Raw genomic sequence first — 13,591 nt, forward strand, 5'->3', positions numbered from 1 at the left:
ATTATTTGTAAACTCAGTTTTAAGCCTTTAGTCTGAGTCATTTTAATAATTAAGAAGGTATAATTATTTATAAAAGTATTGTATATTACATATTATAAAATATAAAAGTTGAGGCGTTTTTTATGACGATATTTGATATGCCAAATTATCTTTGGATCACAATCCTAGCAATGATGGTATTAACTGTCTTTTGTACATTGGTACTGAAAAAATGGTTTTCAGCAGCAGTAATTACCTTCGTTGTTTTAGCAGTATTAGCTTTCTTTATTCCTAATTTTTATAATATAACGTTCCAGCCTTTATTAGGCTATGCCGCTTTTCTTGCCATTATCAGTTTAATGATTAGTTTCCTTTTATGGTATTTTACAAGAGGATGGCGCCGAGAACGTAAAGAAAAGCAATTGGAAAAAGAGATGAAAAAATATGATAACGACGAGTACATGTATCGTCGTCGTGATAGAAGATAAATATAAGGGAGTAGGATAGAATTCATTTTGAATTCGTTATCCCACTCCCATTTATATTTTTAATAGTGTATAAAAGGATTATTTTTTAAAGGCTTTTTCAATTTTGTTTAATTGATGAATAGTTGTTTCAATGCCACCTTCACTAAAATACCAAGCATTAGCTTCAAATTGATAGACTTGGTGATTTTTTATTGCTTTCATATCTTTTATCACTTGATTATTCAAAGCAGAAGGTAACGTTTTGTCATCCGCATTTTTAGTTCGATTAATTACAAACAATTTATCAGGATTAATTTTATTTAAATACTCATTAGTAACTATATTACCAGCTGAATTTGCTTTCATTTTAGGATCAGCGTGGTTAATTCCTAAATCTTTATTTAAGAAGCCTCCAAATCTACCAGTTGGTCCGAAGGCACTAATGCCTTTATCATCAACATTTAAAAGTAATACGGTATCTTTATTAATTACTTTTTTAGCCTCTTTCACTTCTTCACTTAATTTATGATTAAGTGCTTTTGCTTTTTCTTCTTTTTTGAAAATTTTACCAAACAATGTCGTATGTTCTTTAATTGATGAAATATAATTATCATTATCGGGACTAACAAATAAAATCTTAGCATTAGGCGCCGCTTTTTTCATTTCATCTATTGTTTTCGTATGTGCTTGTCTAAATGAAGCAAAGATAACATTAGGTTTTGATTTAGCTAATTCATCATAATTAGGTCTTCCTGGATTGCCTAGATTTGTATATTTACTGTTTTTAAATTCCGAAAGGGAAGAAGGCAAAAATGAAGCACCTTGTCCTTTAGCAATAGAAACTATTTTGTCTTGAAGTCCCATTTGCTGCATAATATCTAACGCGCCATAATCTAGTACTGCTACACGTTTCGGATTAACTGGTACTTTAACTGTTTCTGTTTTATTTTTGCCTCTACTATGTGTATGATTCTTATCCTTAAATTCATATGTATTTTTTACTGTAATGGTATCTTTACTAGATGAAGAATTTGAATCCGATTGCTTATCACATGCTGATAAGATTAAAATAACTGATAAAATTAATAGAATATATTTAAATGATTTTTGCATTTTCTAACCTCCTAGAAAGTATTATAATAGAAAATGATAATCATTATCAATTAAATATTTACATTTTATTATCTTATTTTACCTAAAATATTACATATTCCTTTTATATTGTTGGTGATTTCTTTAACATGTATATTAGACTTAAAATAAGTAGCCTTATTGACTTATTTGATGATTTTAAAAGGGGTATGTTGCTCATAATACTGGAAAGGTATATTTAGTAAAATCGTCTTAATAGACGAGACGATAGTCAAACTTATAAGAATGGATCACTTTTTATGATATTAAAGTCTTTCTTTGAAATAATTGTTATTAGAAATAATGGTTCCAATATCACCGATAATCTTTAAATTGATAAGGTAGAACAAAAGATATAAATTATTTATCTGCAAATTCATATGGTATCTTGCATTATGTAAACTAGCTAAGCATTCAATAATTGATTCATTACTATATTAATTATCAAAATAAATTATGTCACAAATATCGAACACTAAATTCATATTAGTATTTTCTACATTATATATAATACATATAATGTAGTTGATTTTTATCATAACAAATTATAACTAAGTCAATCATTTTAGATAGATCAATGTTAACCAAAGAATTATAACTAAAATATATCATTGAAGTGTAATTAAAATAGAATAGGTCCCCTGATCGTTATATATACAACTTCCTATAATATATATTATGTAAACTAAATTGTCGAAATCTGTATTTTTATATGAATATCTTCAATTTAAGCTTTTTAACAAAATACAGATTATTTAAAGTTTTAATATATACCTTAACTCGTTTACATATGCCCATGCATTCTAATTTTAGTAGTATTTATTTAAAGTTATTTTTTCTACAGTTCGGTAATCATTATCTAAAGTATTGAATCATGGATATTGGCATTACGATTCATACAATCGTTCTTAATTATTTCTCAAAACAATCTAAAGCGGAATGATTCCAATTAGATTAGTTATTTAATGATATTATAACTATGTATTTATTATTCAAATTATAAAACACTATAAATTTCATTTATTATAAAATATTAAAAATAAATTTCTTTTGGTGTATCATTGATAAAAATAATTGATATGCTATTATTAATTTGTAGGATGCAACTTGTATTTACAACTTAGAATTTACCTACACTATTTATAATTAGTCTCTATCACTAATTATAAAAAAGCATACTGGCAAGATTGCCAATATGCTTTTTATTCTAATTGTTATTTTTTAATCTTCTTACGTATACGATTCAATGTTTTAAATAGCCAATATTTAGGTTTATTAATTGGTTTATAGAAATCCCCAATTAACTCCTCGATATACACATTAAACCCTCTTTTAAAGCGATAAACACCATAATCTTCACTATTTTCAGTAAAATCACCAGATAAACCATAAAAATTATATCGATCATATCCATGATCAAAGCAATAATTCATCATGAACCAATGCATCATATATGGTCCCATATAATTATTGTATTTTTCTGATGAGCCACCTGAGAAATAATTTACTTCATAAGCATTTGCAAAGTATACTCCAGAAGCTAAGTTTAAAATTTGTCCATCAGTTTGACGTAATTCACTTGCATGTAAGAGTTCTTTTTGGTCGTGTTCTATTTGTTTATCTAATTCAGCAATTTTTTTCAGCTGTTTGTCACTTTTATTTTCTTTAGACATCATTTGATCACGACGCGTTTCTTTATCATTTAAAGAGGTTTGCAATGATTTAATATAGTCATCTAAATCAATATATGCTAATGGCACTAATGCTTTATCGCCGTATGTATCTATAAAATTATAAAAATATTCATCTGTTTTTGATACAAAACCAGTACGTGCTTCTGTTTCACGATACAAGTCTAAGAAAATATTTAGTTCATCTCTTTTAAGAAATCTTACTTTTACTCCATAGTTTATCGCTTTATTTATATTTCTTTTACGTTGACTATCAAACTGCTTTTTCAATGATGCAGGTGTTTCACCTTTTAGATAATTTACGCCCATCCATCTCACTTGACTAGAGCGATCATATTTCGTAGTGAAACCATGATGTTCGTAACCATGTGATTTAAATAAATTAACTAAAGCATCATTTTTTTCGTGACCTTCTACCGAATTGATATCTTTATCGTAAATTTGATAAATCCAATATGGATCAAGTTTTACATATAAACATTGATGTTGGTGTAGGTATTTTTCTAATTCTCGTAGGTAAAAATCAACAAGACCTAAATCGGAATAATCCATCACTGGTCCACGATTTGAATAGTATACATAACTTCCCATAGTTGGAATTTTTGAGAAAAGACTTGCAGCAATCACTTTATTACTTTCATCTTTTACACCTAATAACACAACTTCAAATCCGTCATTTTCTCTAGTTTTTATATTTTCAGTAACTTGGAAGTAATGACTCTCTAATGATGGATTTTGTACGAAGGTTTCATATTCTTTAACTGTTAACTCTGTAAATTTCATATTCGCACTATTCCCCTCTTAATTCAATCTTTTTTTAATTTTTTTAAGTATTGTATATAGTGAATACATCGGTTTATTTATAGGTTTAACGAAATCACCAACATATTCAATTACATCTGCATTAAATCCCTTTTTAAATTTCACAACACCTGCATCTTCAGCATCATCTGTAAAATGACCACTAATCCCATAAAAATTATAACGGTCAATGCCATGATCAATTGCATAATTAATCATAGTCCATTGAACTGCATAACTTCCAGCGAAGTGTCTATATTTATTTGACGTTCCACCTGCATAATATACAACTTCAAATGGATTAATAAAGAAGAATCCAGCAGATATTGGTAATTCGTTACCGTGTTCTAATTGAAGTTGTGTTGCTTCATCAATTTTTTGCTCATTTGCTTTTAATTGCTGTTCTAAATTTATTTTTTTATTTTGTGCTTTTTTGTTATCTGGTCGTTTTTCAATATCTTTTAGAGCTTTGTTTAAGTCTTTATTTAATGTCTGACGTTCTGCATGAAGTTCTTCAAGATATTCATCAAATTTTATATATGCGAGAGGTACTAATACTCTATCTTTAAAATGATCAAATCGATTATAGTAGAAACTATCCTCTCTATCAGAAAATTCTTTAGTCTCTGATGTATCTTCCATAAATGATCTGAAAATAGGTAATTCTTCTTTAGTAAGAAATCTTACTTTAACACCATTTTTTTGGACTTTTTTAGTATTTCTTTTTCGTAAACTATCCATTCCATTTAATACATCTTTAGCAGTTTTATCCTTTAAATTTAAAACTGAATGGAACCGAATTTGTAATATTGGATCAAATCCTGTTGTAAACCCTTCGTGTTGATATCCTAATTGCTTCATTTTATCAAAGAACCAATCATTCCCAGCATTCCCTGTAATATCACCATCATGATTACGATATTGATAAGGCAAATAAGGGTCTATACGTACGTATAAACAACGTTGCTGTTTTAAATATTTACTTAATTCGTTAAAGAAAAAGTGAACGAGCTCTTTGTTTTCATAATCAATGACTGGACCACGATTTGAATAAAAATATTTAAAAATTTTCATAACGGGTACAGCAGTTAGCATACAAGCAGCAATGACTTCATTATCTTTATTTTTAATTCCTACTAAATGAGTTTCAGTTTTCTCGGCAACTTTTAACTCATAATTTTCAGTCATTTGTGTAAAATGGCTATATGGCATTTTTTCAGTAAAATCGCCAAATTCTGTAGCTGTTAAATTTGTAAACTTCATTATCTCTATAACTCCTAATTTAGAATCTTTATTTAATTTGAGTTGACTAATTTTAAAATTTTAGCTTATGTATATGTTGTGAATACGCATCGGTCTAATCTCAATAAGTATACACTAGATAAGGTTAAAACTAAAATATAAACCTGTATATACTTCCAATTAACCTAAATGCTCTTAAATTCTTGGCTTCTTCTATCTTCTCCAAATAATAAGAGCTGAAAAAGAATGATTTTCAGCTCTTAAATTCATATCTAATTTTATTTTAAATCAATTAATACTACATTGCTACTAATTCTTAAGTATTTCATGCTATGAATACTCTAAATAGCTTTTATTTTATACTATGCTAATAGTTATTTAAAATTTGTCTAATCTCCCTTAAGTATTCTCCTGTTTGATTTAAGTCATCATTTTCAAATCTTCGAACGATTTCACTTCCAATAACAACACCATCTACATCTTTTACCAAATCTTTTATATGGTCTGTAGTTCTTATTCCAAATCCTGCTACAACTGGAAGAGCTGTAAAAGATTTAATCATTTTTATCTGGTCTTTAAGCTTTGGATGAAACGTTCCATCTTCTCCTGTAGTAGCATTCATAGTTACAGTATAGATAAATCCTTCAGCATGTTTTGCTATATTTTGTATACGATTTATATCTGTCGTCATTGCTATTAATGAAATTATTTTTACTACTCTATTATGATTTAATTGTTGTTTTAATTGTTCTATTAATTCAAATGGTAAATCTGGAATAATTACTCCATAAACACCAATATCATCGCATTTTTTAAAAAAGGCTTTTTCTCCATAACTTAAAATAACATTATAGTATGTCATTAGAACACATTTACAATTAATTTCATTTTGATGTTTATCTAACTCATCAAATATATAGTCGATTGTTATATGATCTTTAAGTGCTTCATGACCAGCTTTCATAATGATGGGTCCATCAGCTACAGGATCTGAAAATGGAACACCAATTTCTATAATATCTGCTCCACTTTTATCAAGTAATTTTACATTTTCTAAAAATTGTCTATTACCCATGATGTAAGGAATAAATAATTTACTCATTTTTATCCTCCTTTCTCTGTTGTATATATTGTTGAATCGTTTCCATATCTTTATCTCCGCGTCCAGATATTGTCACTACTAATATATCGTTTTGTTTCATTTTAGGTGCTAATTTTTCTACATAACTTAATGCATGTGCACTTTCTATAGCGGGGATAATACCTTCTATTTTGGTGAAGCGGACAAGTGCTTCCATTGCTTCTTCATCGCTAGCACATTCATAGGTTACTCTTCCAATATCATGATAATATGAATGTTCAGGTCCAATACCTGGATAATCTAATCCTGCTGAGATAGAATGTGCCAATTCAATTTGTCCATGTTCATCTTGGATTAAATACATTTTTGATCCATGAAGCACACCGGTCTTTCCTTTCCCTATCGCAAGTGCATGTTGATTAGTATCCTTACCTCTGCCAGCTGCCTCCACACCGTATAATTTCACATCATCTTCGATAAAAGGATAAAATGTTCCTATTGCATTAGAACCTCCTCCTACACAAGCAACTACTGCATCTGGCAAACGATGTTCTTTCTCTAATATTTGTGATTTTATTTCTTGACCAATTACACTCTGAAAATCTCTAACCATCGTTGGAAAAGGATCCGGCCCTAAAGCTGATCCTAATAAATAATGTGTATCTTCCACGTGACTTACCCAATACTGTAGCGCTTTATTAACTGCGTCAGATAAAGTTCCTTGACCTTCATCCACAGCTTCAACTTTAGCTCCTAATAATTCCATTCTAAATACATTAAGTTGTTGTCTTTTGATGTCTTCTCTTCCCATAAAAACAATCAGTTCCATATCAAATAATGCAGCCACTGTGGCACTTGCAACTCCATGTTGTCCAGCTCCCGTTTCTGCAACAAGTTTATTTTTGCCCATTCGTTTAGCGAGCAATGCTTGACCTATGGCATTATTGATTTTGTGGGCACCAGTATGATTTAAATCTTCTCTTTTTAAATAAATTTTAGCCCCACCTAATGTTTCTGTATATGATTTCGCATAAGTTAAGGGTGTTTCTCTCCCAACATAATCCTTTAAATAATATGCTATCTTTTGTTGGAATTTAGGATCATTTTTTGCTTTTTTATACGCTCTCTTTAATTCAATGATAGCTGGCATTAATGTTTCCGGTACATATTGTCCTCCATACTCACCAAAAAAACCTAGTTCATTTGCTTCCGTTTGTATCTGTTTCATATTCTAAGCTCCCTTTAACGTAATTTATAATTGTTTCCATTTTCAATTTATCCTTGCATTCATTTGTCTCTATACCACTGGATATATCATAGCCTTTATGTGATAAATCCAGCTTTTCAATCTGTTGAATAGCACTTATATTTATTCCTCCTGCAATAAGATAAGGAATGTCTTGGCTTACTGATTCTAATATTTTCCAATTAAACGTTTGACCAGTACCACCAAATTGAATTGAAGGGGTATCAATAATAAATAAATCTACCCATGGCTTATATTGATTCATATCTCTATTCAAGTTTTCTGTAGCCGGCAACGCTTTAATTATCTTAATATTCTTAAAATTTAATTTAACTTTTTGGATTAATTCAATTGTTTCATTACCATGAAATTGAATGCCGTTCACATTGGTTTGTTGCAACAATGTATTTAATTCTTTATATGTAGGATTCACAACAACTATAACTCGATGAATGTGCTTTGCTACAAATTGATTTAAATAGTTAATTTGTTCTATATTTAAATGACGTTTACTTTTTGGATAATGAATAAAACCTATCATATCTATGTCTAAGGAATTGGCTTTTAAAATATCACTTTTTGTTTTAAAACCACAAAATTTTAGTATATTCATTTCTCTTTATTTAGTTTTAATGAAGGTAATAACGATGATATATTATTACTATTCATTAAAGCTCCTCCCACAAGTAATCCGTCTATGCCACTACTTACAATTTTTTTTACATCATTTAAAGTTGTAATACCACTTTCAGAAATATAGTAATAACCTTCTTTTTTCATTTCCAAAATGTCATTAGTATGTTCTACTTTAGTAATAAATGTTTTTAAATCTCTATTATTTATACCAATGATTTTAGGTTTAATTTGATAAGCGCGTTCTAACTCTTCTTTGTTATGAACTTCAACTAAGACTTCTAAGTTTTGAGATATTGCATAATGATATAAAGACTGAAGTGTATCATTGGTTAAAATATTTACTATTAATAAAATAATAGAAGCTCCGGCTCTCTTAGCAAGATCAATTTGAAGCGGATCAATGATAAAATCCTTACATAATACTGGTAAATGTGTGAGTTGTGTTAACGTTTGTAGACGTTCAAAACTTCCTCCAAAATATTTTTCATCGGTTAAAATTGAAATAGCACTTGCTCCATGATTTTCATATTTAGCAATTTGATGCTCTAAGTTAATGTCCTTGAATGCTTTTACAGAAGGACTTTTAGATTTTATTTCTGCAATAATACTCAATGTTGATTCCCTTTTCAAAGTGGTTTCTAGAGCTGACTTATAAGATACATCAACTTTTTTAATATGTTTTATTTTATCTGTATAATACCCATCGTTTAGTAACTGTTTTTTATACTGTACAATCTCATCTAATATTGTCAATTTTATTCCCCTTTCATCAACTGACATTGTTTTAAAGCTTTGCCACTATCAATTAAATATTTTGCTAAATCAACGCCCTTTTTAATACTATCCACTCTATTTGATATATATAAGGCTAATGCTGCATTCAGCACTACGACATTTCTTTTAGGGGAATGATCTTTTCCACTTAATATGTCAATGGTAATGTTTTTATTTTCTTCAGGTGTGCCACCTTGAAGTTCTATATTATTTGCATGAGCTATGCCATAATCTCGTGCATTTAAAACATAATGTGAAATAGCCCCATCTTCATGTAATTCATATATTTCGTTATCCCCAGATAACGTTGCTTCATCCATTCTATTCGCTCCATGAAGTACGATGCCTCTTCGTCGTCCTAAATCTTTCATAGTTTTAATAATCATGGGTAATTGGGAAGCATCGTAGACCCCCATTACTTGATAATCTAATTTAAAAGGATTGATTAATGGTCCGACAATATTGAAAATAGTTGGTTCATGAATACGTTTTCTAATAGGTTGAATGTATTTCATAATTGGATAAGATTCCATAGCGCTGATAAATGCTAAATGTGTTTTAGATACTTGTTTGGCTACATTTGCTACTTTCGTAGTAGGAATGTGTAATTGTTGTAATAAATCGGTACTTCCAGAATTAGATGTAATGCTTTTATTTCCATGTTTAATGACTGGAACATCTGCGCTTGCTACTACAAATGATACTGTCGTTGAAATATTGAAACTATTTGATTTATCTCCTCCTGTTCCACAAACGCATATACTTCCTTTGTATTCAGGTTGAGTTGAATACATCGTATGAATAAGACTTTTCACTATATAAGTTAATTCTTTTTGTTGTATCGACTTATTTGTGAAAGCTTGTAATAACTTTACTTTATCTTGAGTATGACATTCTGGATTGATGAGATATTGAATAAATTCAGTAGTTTCATGTTGTGAGAGTGTTGCATGACTTTGAATTTGGTTGAGTAATGTTAAGGTCATCATATTTACCTCTTTCCTTTACGATATCGATAAAATTTTTAATTATTTGTTGTCCTTGATCTGTTGCAAACGACTCAGGATGATATTGAATACCAAAATGTAATCCATTTTTTGTCTCATAAGATTGAATGCAATCTTTTGTCCTTCCAGTAATTATTAATTGTGATGGAAAAGAGATTTCATCACTTATTAATGAATGGTAACGCATTATATTAAATTGATTTGCTAAGTTGTTATATAATTTAGTATGTTGAATAACTGTTAATATATCGACTTTACCGTGCATGACTTTTTCGCCTTGAATAACACGGCCACCGTAATAGCATGTTATTGCTTGTGCACCTAAACATACGCCTAATATCGGTAAAGATTTATACCTTTCAATAATATTCAATAGATGGTTACTATCTAAAGGATGACCAGGTCCTGGAGATATGATGAGACCATCACTTTGGTTAACGTAGTTAAGCACATCTTTATCGTCCGGATATTTAACAATGACATCATCTAATTGACTTACTATATCAACTAAGTTATATGTAAATGAATCATAATTATCAATGATTAAAATCATGGTGTTACCTCCAATAAACTTTTTGCTTTTAATAATGTTTCTTCTAATTCTTTTTCTGGTACTGAATCATAAACCACCCCACACCCTGCTTCGACTTTCACAGTAGTATCATCAATTAACATTGTTCTTATTGCTAAAGCAAAATCTAAATTCTGATTACAATTAATGTAGCCTACACCCCCACTATATAGTCCACGTTTATATGGATATGTCTCATATATACGCCTAATTGCTCTAAGTTTTGGAGCTCCTGAAACAGTTCCTGTAGGTAATAAATTAGCAATTACTGTCATAGGAGATAATTTTTGCTTAATCTCACCTTTTACTTCGCTTACAATATGCATGACATGCTCATATTTTTCAATTTCCATTAATTTTGTAATTTTTGAACTACCGGTTCTACTGACTCTATGTAGATCATTTCTGCCTAAATCAACAAGCATTCGATGTTCGCTTAATTCCTTTTCATCACTCAATAATTGCTCTGCATTTTGTTTATCTTCTTTTATGGTTTTACCTCTTTTAATTGTTCCAGCGATTGGATTCGTAATAACCGTTCCATCTTGTACAGCTACAAAACTCTCTGGAGAACTGCCTATAATAATTTGTGTATTCATATTAATATAGTACATATATGGACTTGGATTACGTCTTTTTAAGTTTTGGTATAATTGATAACTTAATTGCAATGTATTATTTTTAAAATGATGATTGTAGCTATATATTCTAGATGGTACAACTTGAAACATATCGCCTTCTTTTATAAGCTTTTTCAATTGCTTTATAGTATTTATAAATTCATCACCTGATACATTTGGTATGATATTTGAAGGCGTAGGAGGACGAATATAATCATCTGTATAAGCTTTAATTTGAGATAGTTCCTTTATTCTATCTTTTACTCTTTTTTCTAAATCTTTCTGTTCTACTTCTGAAAATTGATTTGTAGCAATAACATATAATTCATCTTTATAATGATCAAATACATATACATCTTCTATCATGTGAAATTCAATATCATTGCTATCCTTAATTTCTTGTATAGATTGCTGTTTTAAAATTGGAAATTCATGTCTTACTAAGTCAAAACTACACGTACCAATAAAGCCAGATACAAATGGTAAATGTTTTAATTTTTCATCTGTAATCTGAATATTAAATTGATTGATATAATCTTTTAAATATTCATAAGACTTTTCAGTAATTTCAACATTTTGTTTTTTTGTTTTTATCTTTAGTAAGTCATTATTTAACACAACAGAACCATAGCTTTCGAATGCTACAATAGAATATCTACCTTTAATCTGCTTTTGACTGGTACTTTCTAAAATAATCTTATTTTTCTTTAACTTTCCTAAAACTTCGGGTGTAATATTTGCTCTAAGTATTTCATAATATAGTTTCATTAAGCTTTAATCCTTTCTCAAAAAAATATCAGCATCCTTATTTAAAAGGACGCTGACGCGCGGTACCACCTTAATTAACTAAATATTTCGAATTATCAAAATATTTAAAGTTCACTTATTTTTTATTTGATTTTTTATAAGTATAAACCCAATTTCATTATTAGTGATGTTAGTTTTCATCAACCACTAACTTTCTATGATTATCTAGCTAATAATTACTATATTTATACCAAAAAGACACCACGATTACGTTCCATAGATAAGGACGCGTTACCGTGGTGCCACCTTAATTAACATTACATGTTCACTTTACTGTTATTAAATTTAATCTTCTAAGTCCAATTCAAACATATGCTGTGCTAATTTACATCATCCATTAGCTTTCTATTTGCTACATCACATATCTTCTACTCAATTCTCAGAATTATTAAAATATTATTATAATTCAGTATAATACATAAATAAATCTTCCTTGTCAATATTTATTTCAATTTATTGATGACAAGCAATAGGCATATAATAAGTTTTGAGCGGCATGTATAGAATCAATATGTGTTCGTTCCAGTGCATGAGAGGACTCAATACCAGCTCCAAATAATCCATGTTTAATATCTGCTCCTGCTTTTAATGCTGCAGACGCATCTGACGTATAATAAGGATAAATATCTATTTTATACGGAATATGATTAAATTTACATAAGTTTACTAGATGTGTTTTTAATTCTTTATGATAAGGTCCAGACGCATCTTTAGCACAAATAGATACTGTATATTCGTCAGAAGATTGTCCCTCTCCAAGTGCTCCCATATCAAAAGCAATAAATTCTACAATTTTATTAGAAATAGATGCATTCGCTCCATATCCTATTTCCTCATTATTAGAAATATAAAATTGAATAGTATGTGGTAATTTAATTTGTTCATTTTTTATTCTTTCTAATAAATCTAATATCATTGCTACACTTGCTTTATCGTCTAAGTGTCGGGATTTAATAAATCCAGATGATGTTATTTCTGTTCTTGGATCAAAGCTAATAAAATTACCTACTTCTATTCCTAAATCTTCTGTCTCTTTCTTAGAAGACGTTTTTTCGTCTATACGGACTTCCATATGTTCAATATCTCTTGGTATTTTTTCATTTTCGCGATATACATGAACACTTGTTTCATGTAAACATATTGTCCCTGTGTACGTTTCGCCAGAGTCTGTTTCAATCTGACAATATTCTCCTTCAATCGCATTATATTTAAATCCACCAATTAGATCGATTGTTAAACGACCATCTTCTTTAATTTCTTTTACCATTGCACCTAAAGTATCTACATGAGCAGTAATACAACGTTGACGTTCATTATCTTCACCCTCAACTGTGATAATTAATGCACCTTTATTTGTTAATTGAGTTGAATATCCTAAATGTTCTACTTTTTGTTTTACATAACTTATTGCATTATAAGCATTTCCCGAAGGACTATTAATGTTAGTTAAGTTTTGAATTAATTCTAATATCTTTGATTCCATTCAACTTCCCCCTTTAATACTTTAAATATATTTTAACCTAGATAAATAGTGAACT

12 protein-coding genes are annotated in these 13,591 nt (G+C 29.2%); 1 reads left to right on the forward strand and 11 read right to left on the reverse strand.

All coding sequences use genetic code 11. From position 1 onward, the window contains the following. Positions 1-122: 122 nt before the first annotated feature. The gene (locus HMPREF2629_RS05115) at positions 123-467 is read left to right on the forward strand and encodes a membrane protein (protein ID WP_017174696.1); all 345 of its coding nucleotides are present in this window, start codon (positions 123-125) and stop codon (positions 465-467) included. Positions 468-545: 78 nt separating this feature from the next. On the opposite strand, the gene HMPREF2629_RS05120 is transcribed toward HMPREF2629_RS05115, so the two are convergent. The 11 genes from HMPREF2629_RS05120 to HMPREF2629_RS05170 all read right to left on the reverse strand — a co-directional run bounded on the left by HMPREF2629_RS05120 (position 546) and on the right by HMPREF2629_RS05170 (position 13,536). Beyond that, entirely contained in the window at positions 546-1,559 is a 1,014-nt protein-coding gene (locus HMPREF2629_RS05120; RefSeq protein ID WP_017174695.1) for a siderophore ABC transporter substrate-binding protein, read from the reverse strand. A gap of 1,232 nt (positions 1,560-2,791) precedes the next feature. Continuing rightward, positions 2,792-4,051 carry an aminoacyltransferase gene (locus HMPREF2629_RS05125; protein ID WP_017174694.1) on the reverse strand — a complete coding sequence of 420 codons (1,260 nt, stop codon included), beginning with the start codon at positions 4,049-4,051 and terminating at the stop codon, positions 2,792-2,794. 18 nt (positions 4,052-4,069) lie between these two features. Further along, positions 4,070-5,332 carry an aminoacyltransferase gene (locus HMPREF2629_RS05130; RefSeq protein WP_017174693.1) on the reverse strand — a complete coding sequence of 421 codons (1,263 nt, stop codon included), beginning with the start codon at positions 5,330-5,332 and terminating at the stop codon, positions 4,070-4,072. A gap of 346 nt (positions 5,333-5,678) precedes the next feature. Next, complete coding sequence (gene trpA / locus HMPREF2629_RS05135; protein ID WP_049419823.1) at positions 5,679-6,413, reverse strand: tryptophan synthase subunit alpha; 735 nt, start codon at positions 6,411-6,413, stop codon at positions 5,679-5,681. Further along, on the reverse strand, positions 6,406-7,620 hold the full coding sequence (gene trpB / locus HMPREF2629_RS05140; protein ID WP_049419822.1) for a tryptophan synthase subunit beta: 1,215 nt from the start codon (positions 7,618-7,620) through the stop codon (positions 6,406-6,408). Before trpB ends, trpA begins: the two co-directional genes overlap by 8 nt. Beyond that, positions 7,592-8,251 carry a phosphoribosylanthranilate isomerase gene (locus tag HMPREF2629_RS05145; RefSeq protein ID WP_048681664.1) on the reverse strand — a complete coding sequence of 220 codons (660 nt, stop codon included), beginning with the start codon at positions 8,249-8,251 and terminating at the stop codon, positions 7,592-7,594. The genes trpB and HMPREF2629_RS05145 overlap by 29 nt, the downstream gene beginning before the upstream one ends. Next, entirely contained in the window at positions 8,248-9,027 is a 780-nt protein-coding gene (gene trpC, locus HMPREF2629_RS05150; RefSeq protein WP_017174689.1) for an indole-3-glycerol phosphate synthase TrpC, read from the reverse strand. The genes HMPREF2629_RS05145 and trpC overlap by 4 nt, the downstream gene beginning before the upstream one ends. A gap of 2 nt (positions 9,028-9,029) precedes the next feature. Then, the gene (trpD, locus tag HMPREF2629_RS05155) at positions 9,030-10,034 is read right to left on the reverse strand and encodes an anthranilate phosphoribosyltransferase (RefSeq protein ID WP_176719191.1); all 1,005 of its coding nucleotides are present in this window, start codon (positions 10,032-10,034) and stop codon (positions 9,030-9,032) included. After that, entirely contained in the window at positions 9,979-10,608 is a 630-nt protein-coding gene (locus HMPREF2629_RS05160; RefSeq protein ID WP_017174687.1) for an anthranilate synthase component II, read from the reverse strand. The genes trpD and HMPREF2629_RS05160 overlap by 56 nt, the downstream gene beginning before the upstream one ends. Then, positions 10,605-12,014, reverse strand: coding sequence for an anthranilate synthase component I (locus tag HMPREF2629_RS05165; RefSeq protein ID WP_049419821.1), 1,410 nt, complete (start codon positions 12,012-12,014; stop codon positions 10,605-10,607). Before HMPREF2629_RS05165 ends, HMPREF2629_RS05160 begins: the two co-directional genes overlap by 4 nt. Before the next feature lie 487 nt (positions 12,015-12,501). Continuing rightward, positions 12,502-13,536 carry a M42 family metallopeptidase gene (locus HMPREF2629_RS05170; RefSeq protein ID WP_037541014.1) on the reverse strand — a complete coding sequence of 345 codons (1,035 nt, stop codon included), beginning with the start codon at positions 13,534-13,536 and terminating at the stop codon, positions 12,502-12,504. Positions 13,537-13,591: the final 55 nt, after the last annotated feature.

This window comes from Staphylococcus sp. HMSC034C12 (assembly GCF_001835895.1).
GTDB classification, from domain to species: domain Bacteria; phylum Bacillota; class Bacilli; order Staphylococcales; family Staphylococcaceae; genus Staphylococcus; species Staphylococcus hominis.